General features: G+C 71.8%; 13 protein-coding genes. 6 read left to right on the top strand and 7 right to left on the bottom strand.

The annotated features are described in order from the left end of the window. Nucleotides 1-154: 154 nt before the first annotated feature. The 5 genes from IWX89_RS19075 to IWX89_RS03980 all read right to left on the bottom strand — a co-directional run bounded on the left by IWX89_RS19075 (nt 155) and on the right by IWX89_RS03980 (nt 4,448). Entirely contained in the window at nt 155-577 is a 423-nt protein-coding gene (locus tag IWX89_RS19075) for a YkvA family protein (RefSeq protein ID WP_196902287.1), read from the bottom strand. Then, complete coding sequence (locus IWX89_RS03995) at nt 574-996, bottom strand: hypothetical protein (protein ID WP_196902286.1); 423 nt, start codon at nt 994-996, stop codon at nt 574-576. The genes IWX89_RS19075 and IWX89_RS03995 overlap by 4 nt, the downstream gene beginning before the upstream one ends. A 184-nt stretch (nt 997-1,180) precedes the next feature. Then, nucleotides 1,181-1,552, bottom strand: a complete 372-nt coding sequence (locus tag IWX89_RS03990) for an FKBP-type peptidyl-prolyl cis-trans isomerase (RefSeq protein ID WP_196902285.1) — start codon at nt 1,550-1,552, stop codon at nt 1,181-1,183. A gap of 223 nt (nt 1,553-1,775) precedes the next feature. Beyond that, the gene (locus tag IWX89_RS03985; RefSeq protein WP_196902284.1) at nt 1,776-2,993 is read right to left on the bottom strand and encodes a PrsW family intramembrane metalloprotease; all 1,218 of its coding nucleotides are present in this window, start codon (nt 2,991-2,993) and stop codon (nt 1,776-1,778) included. 60 nt (nt 2,994-3,053) lie between these two features. Further along, nucleotides 3,054-4,448: an FAD-binding oxidoreductase gene (locus IWX89_RS03980; protein WP_196902283.1), complete on the bottom strand. Its 1,395-nt coding sequence runs from the start codon at nt 4,446-4,448 to the stop codon at nt 3,054-3,056. A gap of 127 nt (nt 4,449-4,575) precedes the next feature. Here IWX89_RS03980 and IWX89_RS03975 point away from each other — a divergent pair, with 127 nt between their 5' ends. The 3 genes from IWX89_RS03975 (at nt 4,576) to IWX89_RS03965 (ending at nt 8,119) form a co-directional block, all read left to right on the top strand. After that, complete coding sequence (locus tag IWX89_RS03975; RefSeq protein WP_307836413.1) at nt 4,576-6,324, top strand: AlkA N-terminal domain-containing protein; 1,749 nt, start codon at nt 4,576-4,578, stop codon at nt 6,322-6,324. 48 nt (nt 6,325-6,372) lie between these two features. Beyond that, nucleotides 6,373-7,248: a fumarylacetoacetate hydrolase family protein gene (locus IWX89_RS03970; protein ID WP_196902282.1), complete on the top strand. Its 876-nt coding sequence runs from the start codon at nt 6,373-6,375 to the stop codon at nt 7,246-7,248. Between the two features lie 97 nt (nt 7,249-7,345). Next, the gene (locus IWX89_RS03965; RefSeq protein ID WP_196902281.1) at nt 7,346-8,119 is read left to right on the top strand and encodes a glycosyltransferase family 2 protein; all 774 of its coding nucleotides are present in this window, start codon (nt 7,346-7,348) and stop codon (nt 8,117-8,119) included. A gap of 24 nt (nt 8,120-8,143) precedes the next feature. Here the strand turns inward: IWX89_RS03965 and IWX89_RS03960 are convergent, their stop codons facing one another. Together IWX89_RS03960 and IWX89_RS03955 are read right to left on the bottom strand one after the other, a co-directional pair. Then, nucleotides 8,144-9,058 carry an alpha/beta fold hydrolase gene (locus tag IWX89_RS03960; protein ID WP_196902280.1) on the bottom strand — a complete coding sequence of 305 codons (915 nt, stop codon included), beginning with the start codon at nt 9,056-9,058 and terminating at the stop codon, nt 8,144-8,146. A 95-nt stretch (nt 9,059-9,153) separates the two neighbouring features. Further along, complete coding sequence (locus IWX89_RS03955; RefSeq protein WP_196902279.1) at nt 9,154-10,698, bottom strand: amino acid permease; 1,545 nt, start codon at nt 10,696-10,698, stop codon at nt 9,154-9,156. A 218-nt stretch (nt 10,699-10,916) separates the two neighbouring features. Here IWX89_RS03955 and IWX89_RS03950 point away from each other — a divergent pair, with 218 nt between their 5' ends. The 3 genes from IWX89_RS03950 to IWX89_RS03940 are packed head-to-tail and all read left to right on the top strand — an operon-like array spanning nt 10,917 to nt 14,429. Beyond that, the gene (locus IWX89_RS03950; protein ID WP_196902278.1) at nt 10,917-12,284 is read left to right on the top strand and encodes a glutamine synthetase family protein; all 1,368 of its coding nucleotides are present in this window, start codon (nt 10,917-10,919) and stop codon (nt 12,282-12,284) included. After that, the gene (locus IWX89_RS03945) at nt 12,271-13,071 is read left to right on the top strand and encodes a gamma-glutamyl-gamma-aminobutyrate hydrolase family protein (RefSeq protein WP_196902277.1); all 801 of its coding nucleotides are present in this window, start codon (nt 12,271-12,273) and stop codon (nt 13,069-13,071) included. The genes IWX89_RS03950 and IWX89_RS03945 overlap by 14 nt, the downstream gene beginning before the upstream one ends. Next, complete coding sequence (locus IWX89_RS03940; RefSeq protein ID WP_196902276.1) at nt 13,068-14,429, top strand: aldehyde dehydrogenase; 1,362 nt, start codon at nt 13,068-13,070, stop codon at nt 14,427-14,429. Before IWX89_RS03945 ends, IWX89_RS03940 begins: the two co-directional genes overlap by 4 nt. Nucleotides 14,430-14,481 lie beyond the last annotated feature (52 nt).

The following is a 14,481-nucleotide window of genomic DNA, read 5'->3' as shown; positions in this document are numbered from 1 at the left end:
GCCCGGCGGCCGGATCAGTCCGGCCATCCTGCTCGGGACCCGGCCCGCACCAGCCCGGACATTCTGCGCGGGACCCGTCCCGCGCCGGTTTCGGCAGGCAACTACCGCGCCGCGGGCGCGGCATGCCGAAACGGGTGCGTGGGGCGGCTCCTGGTCAGATCCCGGCCAGGGTTCGCAGCACCGCCAGTCCCTGCGGAGTGCCGGGCCAGTGCCGCTCGACCGCTTCCGCTCCCGCACGGCGGGTGACGAACCGCAGCACGAGGGCGACGATGATCGCGTCGTCCGCGTAGCCCAGCACCGGGATGAAGTCCGGCACCAGGTCGATCGGCGAGAGGAGATACCCGAGGAGTACGAGCAGCCAGACCCGCACCCCGGGCGAAACGGTCCGGTCGGCCGCCAGCCGCCGAAGCAGCCGCACCACGTCGGGGATCAGGCGCAGCGCGTCTCGCAGCCGGGTCGGGTCGGGCTGCTTGCGGGCGGACCGCCAGAGCAGGCCGACCAGCACCAGCCAGAGCAGCAGGATGCCGCCGGCAACGGCGAGCACGATCTCCCACCACTCGGGGCCGGTCGGGCTCACGAGACCAGGTCGTCGCCGGAGCGCCGGATCAGCCGCAGCAGCGCCAGGGCGTAGGCATCCGCCGGGTCGGCCGCGTCATGGTGCTCGTCGGTGCCGGCCAGGGCGACCCGCACCCGGTAGGCGTCCTCGCCGAGCCGGGTGAGCGAGCGGAAGGTGCTGCGGAGCAGGTCTCGCAACTGGTCCTCGCGCGGCAGCCAGAGCGCGTCCTCGAGGGCCAGCGAATCGAGTGCCCACTCGGTAGTGCCGTTGAAGCCGAGGATGGTGCCGGTGTCGAACTCGTGCGGCTCGATCGTCATGTCACTGACCGTGAAGACGTCGTTCTCGAAGCCCGACCGTTCGATCCGGAAAGCGTCGCCCGAGACCGGGCGCCAGCGGAGCCCGGCGTCGGCCAGGGCGCGTGCGCAGTCGATTGAGATCATGGCCCATTATCTCCGCCCACTGGCGTTGTCGGGGTAACCATTTCCCGGAGCAGGACGAACCGGCGACCGGTGGAACCGGCCCGGCGGCGGATGCCGCATGCACGGTCTCCCTGCAGCAGCGCCGGGCCGGGTCTCGACAGGCTCGACCACCGGCGGCGGTCGAGCCAGTCGAGACCGGCGAGTCCTAGCTGACGCCGAGCAGGTCGATCACGAAGATCAGGGTCTGGCCGGAGAGGCGGTGGCCGCCGCCCGCGGGACCGTAGGCCAGGTGCGGCGGCACGACGAGCTTGCGACGCCCGCCGACCTTCATCCCGGGAATGCCCTGCTGCCAGCCGGCGATCAGGGAGCGAAGGGGGAAATTGATCGACTGGCCGCGGCTCCACGACGAGTCGAATTCGGCCCCGGTGTCGTACTCGACGCCGAGGTAGTGCACATCGACGGTGGCGCCGGGGGTCGCCTCGGCGCCCTCGCCAACCACGATGTCGGTAACGGTGAGGGCCTCGGGCGCGGGGCCCTCCGGCGCGTCGAGTTCGGGCTTGGAGTTCAGATCAGTCATGGTCCTATCCAACCCGATCCCGGCCCCGATCGCACACCAGGAAATTCCCCCTTGCGCGAACGGGGCCGGGAGGCGCACTATGAAATCAGTAACTCGCCGCTCCGGGAGAGTCGTCGGCATCGCCACACCACCGGGCGGCGAGTTCTTTGTCTGCCGAGGTGCTGCCGAGGGCCTGCCGAGGCTCTGCCGCACGGTTCACCCCGGCGGATGCCGCGTGACCCGGTCAGCGCACCGGTCCGGCGGCGCCGACCACGGCCGCCCGATCGTGCTGCACCAGCGCCAGGAGCTGGGCCTCATCGGCCCGGTCGACGTTGCCGGCGCTGCCATTGAGCATCCGCTGGCGGGCGAAGGCGAGGCGGGTGGCATCCGTGATGAAGTCTTGCATCCCGGTGCGCCGGTCCCGGGGCTGGCCCGCCGCCCAGCCGCGCGCCTGCCGCCGCCCCTGCGGTGTGGCCAGCATCTCGACCTCCGCGGTGGAGAACCAGCCGGCCGCCGCGTACTCCATCAGGCAATGCTTCGTGATCCGCTCCTCCTGGCGGCGCAGCAGCACCACCACCACGACGGCCGTGATGAAGAGCGGAACCTGCACGAGCAGGTAGTAGGAGATCAGGCCGGTGTCGCCGACGAGCAGGTAGAACGCACCGTTCCAGAGCGCGTGCAGCGCGATGGCGGAGATCAGCCCGAGCAGCACGGTGCCGGCCGCGCGCCCGGCCCGGCGCCGGGCCGCCAGCCCGAACGCGATGCCGGTGCACGCGGTGAACATGACGTGGGCGAACGGCGAGAGCACGCCGCGCACCAGGAAGGTGAAGCCGAGGGTCTGCGCCCCGCCCTCGATCATCGCGACGCCGAAGTACTGGATGTTCTCGGAGAACGCGAAGCCCGCCGCGATCGTCGCGGCGTAGACCACGCCGTCGACCGGGCCGTCGAACCGGCGCCGCATCGCCCAGAACAAGAGCAGGATGCCGGCCCCTTTCGCGGTCTCCTCCACGATGGGCGCCTGGATCACGCCGGTGACGAAGTCGGCGCCGTCGCCGGTCGCGGCCGCACCGGTGGCCGCGAGGGCCAGCTTCACCCCGAGATCGAAGACCAGGGCGGAGACGACGGACACCCCGGCACCCCAGAGCAGTGCGAACCAGAGGGCCGGCCGCGGCTCAGGCTCCCACCGGTCGATCCAGCGCACCGCGAGCAGGATCACGCTGAGCGGCACGAGGGCCAGGGCGAGGCAGATGAGGAGCGCGCCGGGGCCGAGGAAGGTGGAGAGGTAGACCAGGACGAGCAGCAGCGCCGCACCGGCGACGACGATCCCGATGATCGCGAGCGCGACCGCGGCCCCGCTGGGGCGGCGCACCGGGGTGGTCCAGACCTGCCGCACCGGGTGGAGCGCCGGGTTCACCTCGGGGGCGGCCGGGGCTCGTTCGGATGCCGGGGTCTCAAACGTCATGCGCAACACATTACTGGTGGCCGCCGGATTCCGCTCCGGCCGGGAAACCCGGTCGCGCGGTCAGGACGCGAACATGGTCCCGGGGTTCAGGATGCCCAGCGGGTCGAACACGGTCTTGATCCGTCGCTGCAGGTCGAAGCTCGTGTCGCCGAGCTCCTCGGCCAGCCAGCGCCGCTTCAGCACCCCCACCCCGTGCTCACCGGTGAGGGTGCCGCCGAGGTCGAGCGCGGCCCGGAACAGTTCGCCCGCCGCCTCCCAGATCGGCTCCGGGACCACCTGGTCGTCGGCGCCGCGGACCCGGTCGACGGGGATGACGAAGTTCGGATGCAGGTTGCCGTCGCCGGCGTGGGCGATGGTCGGGATCGGCACTCCGGTGCGCGCGCTGATCTCGGCGATCCGGTCGAACATCTCCTTCATCCGGGACCGGGGTACGCAGACGTCCTCGATCAGCACCTGGCCGTGGGCGGCCAGCGCGGGGTGCGCGGCCCGCCGCACGGCGAGCAGGCGCTCAGCCGAGGCGGCATCCGTGGACACCCGGGCCTCGCCGCCCGCCGCGCGGAGCACGGCCACGGCCTCCTCGGCCTCCGCCCGGGCGGCCGGCCCATCCGTCTGCAGCAGCAGGAACGCGCCCCGGCCGAGCGGCAGCCCGGCCGACGCCGCCGGCCCGAGGTGCGCGGCGATCAGGGCGAGGGCGACGGGGTCGATCAGTTCCATCACGGCCGGGCGGATTCGCGCCGCCGTGACCTGGGCGGATGCCGCGGCGGCCCCGGCGACGTCGGCGAAGACCGCTCCGATCGTCACCGTCTCCCCCGCGGTGATCGCCCGGGCGCGGACAACCGCCTCGACGATCACGCCGAGGGTGCCCTCCGACCCGGTCAGCAGCGCGGTCAGGTCGTAGCCGGTGACGCCCTTCACGGTGCGCCGCCCGGTGCGCAGCAGGCTGCCGTCGGCGAGCACAAGGGTCAGCCCGAGCACGGCTTCCCTCGTCACGCCGTACTTCGCGCAGAGCAGCCCGCCCGCGTTGGTCGCGATGTTGCCGCCGACGGTGGAGATGGCCTTGCTGGCCGGGTCGGGCGCGAACCAGAGGCCATGCGAGTGGAGGGCGTCGTTCAGCTGCTGGTTGATCACGCCGGGTTCGACCACCGCCAGTTCGTCCTCCGGCCGGATCTCGAGGATGCGGTTCATCCCGGCGACGCTGAGCACGATCGACCCGTCGGTGCCGCAGGCGCCCCCGGCCAGGCCGGTTCCGGCACCGCGGGTGACCACCGGGACGCGCCATTCCGAGGCGATCCGCAGTGTCGCCTGCACGTGCTCGATCGTGCCGGCCCGCACCACCGCCAGCGGCAGCCCGGCGGCCACCCACCCGGATTTGTCGGCGCGGGCGGCCGACAGCTCGGCCGGGTCGACGCTCACGATCGTGCCCAGTTCGGCCTGCAGTCGCTCCAATGCGGTCATCCCGCCACAGTACCGGCCGGCGGACGGCCCGGCGCCCGACCGCCCCCGGTGCTTCCCCGGAGCGGCCCGGGCGAGTGATGTCCGATTCCCGCTACCGGGGCGGTCCCGGACCTGTCAGGCTGGGAGGGTGAAGCCGCCCGAACCCAGCCAGCCTGCGCCCAGCCGGCACGCGCCCAGCCGACCTGCGCCTCGTCCGCCCGCGACTCCCCCGGCCGGGGCTCGCGCCGCGGCGGGAGCCGGGGCCGCCGACACAGCCTTCGCCGAGCGGTACCGCGCCATGTCGTCCCGGGACTCCCGGTTCGACGGGCAGTTCATCACCGGCGTGCACTCCACCGGCATCTACTGCCGGCCGAGCTGTCCGGCCGTCACCCCGAAGCCGTCGAACGTGTCGTTCTACCTCACCAGCGCCGCCGCGCACGATGCCGGCCTGCGCGCCTGCAAACGCTGCCTGCCGGATGCCGTACCCGGCTCGCCCGACTGGAACATCCGAGACGACCTGGCCGCCAGGGCGATGCGGCTGATTGCCGACGGCGCGGTCGAGCGGGAGGGCGTGACCGGGCTGGCCGCGCGGCTCGGTTACAGCGAACGGCACCTCACCCGGGTGCTCGTCGACGAGCTGGGCGCCGGCCCGCTCGCACTCGCCCGGGCGCACCGCGCACAGACCGCCCGGCTGCTGCTCGGCACGGGGCTCCCGATCAGCGAGGTCGCCTTCGCCGCCGGGTTCGGCAGCATCCGCCAGTTCAACGACACCATCGCCGCCGTCTACGAACGCACGCCGTCGGAGCTGCGGGGCAGGATGCAGGCGGCCTCGCGGGCGGGCAACGCGAACCCGCACCGGGCCGGCGACACGCGGGCCGGTGGAAAGTGGGCCGGCGAAAACGGGGCCCGCCGAAACGGGGCCGGCGAGATCGCGGCGGACCCGGTCGCCGCCCACCGCGACGAACCGGCGAGCGAGCCCGGCATCGGCACGACGGTCACCCTGCAGCTTCCGGCCCGGGCGCCGTTCGACGGTCGCGGAGTGCTCGGCTTCCTCGGCGTGCGCGCGATCCCCGGCGTCGAGGCGGCCACGGCGGACACCTACTCGCGCACCCTCCGGCTGCCGAACGGCTTCGCCACGGTCGAGCTGTCCCTGGCCGGCACCCCGGCCGCCCCGCTCGTCGGCTGCGTCGCCCGGCTGACCAGCCTCGCCGACCTCTCCCCGCTGGTCAGCCGGGTGCGCCGCCTCCTCGACCTCGACGCCGACGCTCAGGCCATCGACCTGGTCCTCGCGGCCGACCCGCTGCTGGCCGCCTCGGTCGCCGGCACCCCGGGCATCCGGCTGCCGGGCAGCATGGACCCGGAGGAGACCCTGTTCCGCGCCCTGCTCGGCCAGCAGGTCTCGGTCGCGGCCGCCCGCACGGCGCTCTCCCGCCTCGCCGAGGCCCTCGGCGACCCGTTCCCGGATGCCGGCGCCGGCCCGGGACTGTCCCGGCTGTTCCCGACCGCCGCCCGGATCGCGGCTGACGGTCGCGACGTGCTGCGCGGGCCGGCCGCACGGATCGACACGGTCATCCGGGTCGCCGAGGCCCTCGCCTCCGGCGACCTGGTGCTCTCCTACGGCCAGGACAGGGAGACGCTGGAGTCGGGCCTCGTCGCGCTGGCCGGGATCGGACCGTGGACGGCCGGCTACGTGGCCATGCGCGTGCTGGGCAGTCCCGACATCCTTCTCACCAGCGACCTGGCACTGCGGCAGGGTGCCGCACGGCTGTCGCTTCCCGCGGATCCGAAACGGCTCGCCGCGGCCGGCGCCGGCTGGGCACCGTGGCGCAGCTACGCGGGCATGCACCTGTGGCGGGCGGCCGGCGCGCCCGCCGTCTCGCCGCCGGAACCGGCCTGAACGGCCCGGCCACAGGCAAACCCCTCCGGCGGCCGATAGCCTGAACAGGTGAAATTCGCGCACCTCAGAGTTGATGGCCAGTCCACCCCCCGTCTCGCCGCGGTTTTCGACGACTCGGCGGTGTTCCTCGACGACATCATCGACGACGCCCCACGCGACCTTCAAGACCTGGTCGAGAAGGGCGACGAGGAATACGACCGGGTGCGCGCGCTGACCCTGAACGCCGTGTCCCACGGTGCCACCCTCACCCCGCTCGACGAGCTGCGGTACTCCTCCGCCGTGCTCCGCCCGCCGCAGATCATCGCCATCGGCGCCAACTACGCGGCTCACTCCTCGGAGCTGAAGCTCCGCTCCGAGTCGGCGGCGACGGTGTTCTCGCTCTGGCCCAACTCGCTCACCGGCCACGAGTCGACGATCACCTGGGCGACCGACCTGACCGGCCAGGTCGACTACGAAGCGGAGGTCGGGGTCATCATCGGCCGCGCCGCCCGGAACGTGGCGGTGCAGGACGCCCTCGACTACGTCTTCGGCTACACGGTCGTCAACGACATCACCGCCCGCGACCTGCAGTTCTCCGAGGCGCAGTGGTCGCGGTGCAAGTCCTTCGACGGCTTCACGCCCACCGGCCCGGTGGTCGTCACCGCCGACGAGATCGGCGATCCGCAGGACCTGTGGCTGACCACCCATGTCGACGGCCGCCTTCTGCAGGACGCCTCCAGCGGCGACATGGTGCGCACGGTCGCGGAGATCATCGCCTACCTGTCGAAGACGTCGACGCTGCTGCCGGGCACCCTCATCTCCACCGGCAGCCCGGGCGGCGCCGGCTACAGCCGCAAGCCCCCGGTGTTCCTCAAGGACGGGTCGACCGTCACCGTGGCGATCGACAAGATCGGCCTCCTGACCACGCACTGCCGCGCGCTCTGAGCCCGGCAGTGCCGGCCGGTTCCGCGGGCCCGGCCGGATCGGCCGCGCGAGCGTAGGCTCGGCTCCAGAAGCCGGTTCGGGCGGAGAGGCGGGAGTCATGGCCACGATCTCCGTCGTCATCCCGTGCTACAACGACGCCGACTTCCTGGCCGTCTGCCTTGCCGCGCTGGCGGCCCAGACCCGCCTCGCCGACGAGGTGATCGTCGTCGACAACCGCAGCACGGATGCCTCAGCCGCCGTGGCCCGCGCCGCCGGCGCCCGCGTCGTCCCTGCCCCCGTTCCCGGCATCTGGCCGGCCGCGTCGACCGGGTTCGACGCGGCGACCGGCGAGGTGATCGCCCGGCTCGACGCGGACTCGATCCCGCCGGTCGACTGGCTCGCCCGGATCGACGCGACCCTGGCGGCATCCCCGGAGGTGGACATCGTCACCGGCCCCGGCGACTTCTACGATTGCTCGCCGGCCCTGGCCCGGCTCGGCCGGGTCGCCTATATCGGCGGCTACTTCTGGGCGATCGGGCTGTGGCTGGCCGGGCCCCCGGTCTTCGGCTCCAATTTCGCCATGCGCCGGGCCGTCTGGCTCGAGCTGCGCGGGCAGGTGCACCGGGATCGGGCCGACATCCACGACGACCTCGACCTCAGCCTCCACCTCGGACCGTCGATCACGGTCGACTACCAGCACACCCTGCGGGTGGGCATCTCCGCCCGGCCGTTCCAGACCTGGGCCGGCCTCCGGCGCCGGCTGGACTGGGCGTACCGCACCCTCGCGCTGCACTGGCCAGCGGCCTCGCCGTGGCGGATCCGGGCCGCACGACGTGCCTGGCGTGCCGGGGTCGCCGGCCGGGCCGGGCAGGCACGCCGCGAACCGGCCTAGCCGAGCGGCATCCGTCAGGCAGGCTCAGAGCCGGCCCTGGAAGAGGGCGAGCATGTCCCTGGCCAGCTGGTGCGGGGTGGTCTCGCACGGGCTGTGGCCGGTGGGGTAGACCCGGAGCTCCGCACCGATCCGGTTGGCGAAGTCCCGGTGCAGCCCGAGCGGCCAGAGATCGCGTTCACCGACCGCGACCAGCATCGGGATCGGCGATCGCAGCAGCAGCCGGCGCAGGTCGGGCGAGTGCTTCATCAGGCCGACGATGTCGTCGACGCTCCGCCTGCTCGTGTAGTCGAACCGGCTCCGCACGAGCTCGAGGCGGCCGGGCGGCACGTGGTTGCGGTTGCTGAGCAGTCCCCAGATCAGCAGGGAGGCGATCCCGGATGCCGGGATCAGCCAGCTCAGCGGGCCGATCCAGCGCACCCGGCGGAAGACCTGGCCCGGCTGCGGCGGTGCGCCGAGCAGCGTCAGCGATGCGAACAGGTCAGGGCGTTCGGCGAGCGCCATCTCGGCGACGATGCCGGCGAACGAGTAGCCGAGCACATGGGCAGGTGAGGAGCCGGTGGAGAGGAACGCGATCAGGTCGGCGACGAAGAGGTCGTAGCGGAACGGTTCCCCGTCGGCGGGGCCGGCCTGCGCCGACTCGTACTGTCCGGCCAGGTCGAAGCTCTCGACGAGGTAGCCCGCTTCGGCCAGCAGCGGGGCGAGCAGCACGAAGTCCTCCTTCGACCCGGTGGCGCCGGGCACGAGCACGACCCGCGGATGCGCCGCGTCGCCGAGGCGCATGGCGGCCAGCGCGCCGCTCGGCGCCGGGAACCGGAAGACCCGGCTCTCCGGGGGCAGCACCGTCCAGTCCCGGTCGGGGAGGGCGCGGTCCAGCTCGGCGGCCAGATCGACGGGGCCGGCATCCGGTTCGCTCCTGCTGTGGCGCAGCCGTGTGGACATGCCGTCAGAGTAGCGCTCCGGCGATCCCGCCGCGAGGCGCACGGGGAACGCCCGCCCCAGCGGGACGGGCGTTCCGGCGGGCAGCGAACCCCGGGTCAGGAGGTCGGTTCGTCCCGGCCGTCCAGGGCCAGGAGCTCCTCTTCGACGGCGCCGCCGTAGCCTTCCTTCTGCGGGTCGCCGTGCAGGCCGCCCGACACCGCGTACTCCTCCTCCGGGGAGAGCACCAGGCGGGTGCGCCCGTAGAGCGCGAAGATCAGCAGCATCACCACGTAGACCACGGCGATCGCCGCGATCGCCGGCCGGGCCGGCTCGTTGATGAAGAAGCCGAAGAAGATGGCGAGCGAGAGGATGCCGGCGATCACCGCACCGGGTACACCCCAGGGGCTGCGGTAGGGGCGGCTGGCCTTCGGGTACTTGCGCCGCAGGATCACGAACGACGTCATCTGCAGCACGTAGGCGATCACGGCACCCCAGACGGCGATGTTCAGCACGATCGCCCCGGCGACGCCGGTCGCGCCGCCGAGCGCGTCGACCAGCACGAGGGCGACGAACCCGAACACGGCCCCGACCAGCAGGGCCACCGCGGGGGTCTGCCGTTTGCCGGTCAAGGAGAGGAACTTGGGGTAGTAGCCGGCCCGGGACAGCGAGTACATGTTGCGCCCGTAGGCGAACATGATGCCCTGCAGCGAGGCGAGCAGCCCGACGAGCGCGAACAGGGCCAGGACCGCGGCCGCCCCGTCGCCGACGATGGCGCGGAAGCCGTCGAGCAGGGGTTCCCCGGCGGTCGCGATGCTCCCGGCCCCGACGATCCCCGTGTTGAGGAACAGCACGAGCAGGCCGGTGATGATGAGGGTGGTGCGGGCGATGAGTCCGGCCCGCGGGATGTCGCGCACCGGGTTGTGCGATTCCTCCGCGGCCAGCGGCAGCTCCTCAATCCCGAGGAAGAACCACATGGCGTACGGCAGGGCGAAGAGGATCGGGATCACGCCGTGCGGCAGGAATGTGGTCTGGCCGGCATCCGGGGCGATGTCGAAGAGCTTGTCGACGCTGAACAGCCCGGAGAAGATCGCCATCGCCGAGAACACGAGCAGGATGGCGATCGAGATGATCGAGACGACGATCGCGAACCGGAACGAGATCGCCGCCCCGGCCGCGTTCAGTGCGATGAACACCGCGTAGAGGATGACCCACCAGACCCAGGCCGGAAGGGAGAAGCCGAGCAGCTCGCTGGTGATCCCGTCGGCGTAGGAGGCGGAGAAGTAGACGATCACCGCGGTGGTCGCCACGTACTCGATCGTCTCGGCGAGGCCGGTGACGAAGCCGCCCCATGGCCCCATCGCCGCCCGGGCGAACGAGTAGGCCCCACCGGTGTGCGGCATCGCCGACGCCATCTCGCCGATGCTGAAGATCATGCCGTAATACATCACGATCAGCAGGGCGAAGGCGATCAGCATGCCGCCGAAGCCGGCGAAGTCGATGCCGAAATTCCAGCCGGAGAAGTCGCCCGAGATGACCGCCGCCACGGCGAGTCCCCAGAGCCCCCAGATCCCGGCGCTGCGCCGGAGACCGCGTTTCTCGAAGTAGCCTGCCTCCGCCGTCGTGTACTGCACGCCCGAGACGTTCAAGGTGTCTTTGGACATCCTGGTTTCCTTTACGCTCTGGTTGCGCGCGTCCACCCGGGACCGAACAACGCCGTCAGTTTTCTTGGCACGACTATAGAACCCCAATGGTGGCATGTACATACCTTTAGAAGATTGTTTCCCCTCCGAAGAGGTGAAATACGCCTGCCTCGATCGGGTGTTCTGTGTTCTAATGGTCGACAAGTTCACCTTTTGACCGGCTCATCGAGGAGAAGCTCATGACACCCCGCACCGGAAACCTGTCACTGGAAGACCTGGCCGGGCTGGTCGGGGTGGGCGAGATCGACACGGTCATCGTCGCCTTCACCGATATGCAGGGCCGGCTGGTCGGCAAACGAGTCTCCGCCCGGCTCTTCCTCGAGGACGTCGCGACGCACGGCGCGGAATGCTGCAACTACCTGCTGGCCGTCGACGTCGAGATGAACACGGTCGACGGTTACGCCATGTCCAGCTGGGCGCACGGCTACGGCGACATGGCGATGATCCCCGACCTCGCCACCCTGCGCCGCGCGCCGTGGCTGCCGGGCACGGCCCTCGTCACCGCCGACCTGCGCTGGCTCGATGACTCGCCCGTGGTCGCCTCGCCGCGCCAGATCCTCAAGGCCCAGCTCGCCCGGCTCGCCGACCGCGGCCTGGTGCCGTTCGTCGGCACCGAGCTGGAGTTCATGGTCTTCGACGACGACTACCGGGAGGCCTGGAAGAAGGGCTACCGCGACCTGACCCCCGCGACCGATTACAACATCGACTACGCCCTGCTCGCGTCCACCCGGATGGAGCCGCTGCTGCGCGACATCCGCAATGCCATGGACGGCGCCGGGATGTACTGCGAGGGCGTCAAGGGCGAGTGCAACCTCGGCCAGCAGGAGATCGCGTTCCGGTATGCCACGGCCCTGGAAACCTGCGACAACCACTCGATCTACAAGAACGGCGCGAAGGAGATCGCCGGGGCCCACGGCAAGAGCCTCACCTTCATGGCCAAGTTCAACGAGCGGGAGGGCAACAGCTGCCACATCCACATCAGCCTCCGCGGCACCGGCGGGGAGGCCGTCTTCGCCGACCCGGCGGCGGACGACGGGATGTCCACTCTGTTCCGTCAGTTCGTGGCCGGCCAGCTGGCCGTGATGCGGGAACTGACCCTGTTCTCCGCCCCCAACATCAACTCCTACAAACGCTACGTCGAGGGCAGTTTCGCGCCGACCGCGGTCGCCTGGGGCTTCGACAACCGCACCTGCGCCCTCCGAGTGGTGGGCCGCGGGCTCGGCATGCGGGTGGAGAACCGGGTTCCCGGCGGCGACGTGAACCAGTACCTGGCCGTGAGCGCCCTGATCGCGGCCGGCCTGTACGGCATCGAGAACGAGCTGGAACTCGAGGATGCCTTCACCGGCAACGCCTACGACAGCGACGCCGCGAGGGTGCCGGCGTCGCTGCGCGAGGGTGCCGCGCTGTTCGCGACCTCCGTCGTGGCCCGGGAGGCGTTCGGTGACGACGTCGTCGACCACTACCTCAACAACGCGAGGATCGAACTGTCGGCGTACGACGCGGCGGTGACCGACTGGGAGCGGGTGCGCGGCTTTGAGCGCCTCTGACCCGGCCCGCCCGCTGATCGGCCTGACCACGTACCTCGAGCAGTCCCGCACCGGCGTGTGGGACGTGCCGGCCGCGTTCCTGCCCCGGGTCTACTTCGACTCCGTGATCCGGGCCGGCGGCATCGCCGTGCTGCTGCCCCCGCAGCCGGCCGACCCGGACTCCGTCGGCCGGGTGCTCGACAGCCTCGACGGCCTCGTCGTCACCGGCGGCAAGGACGTCGACCCGGCGCGTTACGGCCAGGCGGCGCACCCCGCCACCGACGAGCCCCGGCCCGACCGCGACGCCTGGGAGGACGAGCTGTTCCGGCAGGCGATCGACCGGCGCCTGCCGTTCCTCGGCATCTGCCGCGGCGCCCAGCTGCTGAACGTGGCGCTCGGTGGCACCCTGCACCAGCACCTGCCCGACCTGGTCGGCCACGGCCGCTACCAGGCCGGGGAGGGCGTGTTCAACACCGTCGACGTCAGGGTCGAGCCGCAATCGCGCCTGCACGGCCTGTTCGACGCCCTCGCCGGGCCGCACAGCGTGCCCGTCTACCACCACCAGTCGATCGACGCGCTCGGCGACGGCCTCGTCGTGAGCGCCCGCACCGCCGACGGGGTGATCCAGGCCGTCGAACTCCCGGCCGTGCCGTTCGGGGTGGCGGTGCAATGGCACCCCGAGCAGGTGGCCGACGACCTGCGCCTGTTCACCGGGCTCGTCGAGGCGGCCGACCGGCACCGCGCCGGGCGCGACCACACCCCCGCCGACCATGACAGCACCGGCCACGGCCGAAAGGATCCCTCGTGAGCAGCTACACCGTCATCAACCCGGCCGACGAGACCGAGGTCGCCGTGGTCGAACACCTCGACCGGGACGCCACCGACGAGGCCATCGCCCGCGCGGTGGGTGCGCAGCGGCACTGGGCGCCCATCGCCCCCGCCGACAAGGCCGCCATCCTGCGCCGGTTCGCGGAGGCGGTGGACGGCGACCGGGAGACGCTCGCCCTGATCGAGGTCGCCAACTCCGGGCATCCGATCGGCCAGGCCCGCTGGGAGGCGGGCCACGTTCGCGACGTGCTCTCCTACTACGCCGCGGCGCCCGAGCGGATGTTCGGCCGCCAGATCCCGGTGGCCGGCGGCCTCGACGTGACGTTCAACGAACCGCTCGGCGTGGTCGGGATCATCACCCCGTGGAACTTCCCGATGACGATCGCGGCCTGGGGTTTCGCGCCGGCCCTCGCGGCGGGCAACGCCGTGCTGCTCAAGCCGGCCGAGTGGACGCCGTTGTCCAGCATCCGGCTGGGCGAACTGGCCGTGGAGGCCGGCCTGCCGGAGGGGCTGTTCCAGGTGCTTCCCGGGCGCGGGTCGGTGATCGGGGAGCGGTTCGTCACCCACCCGGCCGTGCGCAAGGTCGTCTTCACCGGGTCGACCGCGGTCGGCAAACGGATCATGGCCGGCTGCGCGGAGCAGGTCAAACGGGTCACCCTCGAGCTCGGCGGCAAGAGCGCCAACATCGTCTTCGCCGACGCCGACCTGGAGAAGGCCGCCGCGACGGCGCCGTACGGCGTGTTCGAGAACGCGGGCCAGGACTGCTGCGCGCGCAGCCGCATCCTCGTCGAACGCGGCGTCTACGACCGGTTCATGGAGCTGCTCGAACCGGCCGTGGCCGGGGTGCGGGTCGGCGACCCGGCCGATCCGGCCACCGAGATGGGCCCGCTCGTATCGAAAGGCCACCTCGCGGCCGTCACCGCGTTCGTGCCGGACGGCTCCCCCGTCGCGTTCCGCGGCTCCGTGCCCGACGGGCCGGGGTTCTGGTTCCCGCCGACCGTGCTCACCCCCGCGTCCCGGACCGACCGCACCGTCACGGAGGAGATCTTCGGACCGGTCGTGACAGTGCTCCCCTTCGACGACGAGGCCGACGCCGTGCGCCTGGCCAATGACACCGAATACGGGCTGTCGGGCTCGATCTGGACCCGGGACGTCGGCCGCGCCATCCGGGTCGCCCGGGCCGTCGAATCCGGCAACCTCTCGGTCAACTCGCACTCCTCGGTGCGCTACTCGACCCCGTTCGGCGGGTTCAAGCAGTCCGGCCTCGGCCGCGAACTCGGCCCGGATGCCCCGCTCAATTTCACCGAGACGAAGAACGTCTTCATCGCCGTCGACTGAGTTCCCGCCAGCAGGAACGCCCGCAGTCCCGGTCACCGCCCATCGAAGGAGC

The organism is Cryobacterium sp. MP_M3, assembly GCF_015752155.1.
Classification (GTDB): Bacteria; Actinomycetota; Actinomycetes; order Actinomycetales; family Microbacteriaceae; genus Cryobacterium.
Note: the sequence above shows the minus strand (reverse complement) of the source record. Positions and strands in the feature narration are given on the sequence as shown.

What these genes read in the sequence shown, in the direction of transcription:
- IWX89_RS03965 (WP_196902281.1), top strand. Translation starts at nt 7,346, where the DNA reads ATGGCCACGATCTCCGTCGTCATCCCGTGCTACAACGACGCCGACTTC.
- IWX89_RS03995 (WP_196902286.1), bottom strand. Translation starts at nt 996, where the DNA reads ATGATCTCAATCGACTGCGCACGCGCCCTGGCCGACGCCGGGCTCCGC.
- IWX89_RS03950 (WP_196902278.1), top strand. Translation starts at nt 10,917, where the DNA reads ATGACACCCCGCACCGGAAACCTGTCACTGGAAGACCTGGCCGGGCTG.
- IWX89_RS03980 (WP_196902283.1), bottom strand. Translation starts at nt 4,448, where the DNA reads ATGACCGCATTGGAGCGACTGCAGGCCGAACTGGGCACGATCGTGAGC.
- IWX89_RS03985 (WP_196902284.1), bottom strand. Translation starts at nt 2,993, where the DNA reads ATGACGTTTGAGACCCCGGCATCCGAACGAGCCCCGGCCGCCCCCGAG.
- IWX89_RS03990 (WP_196902285.1), bottom strand. Translation starts at nt 1,552, where the DNA reads ATGACTGATCTGAACTCCAAGCCCGAACTCGACGCGCCGGAGGGCCCC.
- IWX89_RS03960 (WP_196902280.1), bottom strand. Translation starts at nt 9,058, where the DNA reads ATGTCCACACGGCTGCGCCACAGCAGGAGCGAACCGGATGCCGGCCCC.
- IWX89_RS03955 (WP_196902279.1), bottom strand. Translation starts at nt 10,698, where the DNA reads ATGTCCAAAGACACCTTGAACGTCTCGGGCGTGCAGTACACGACGGCG.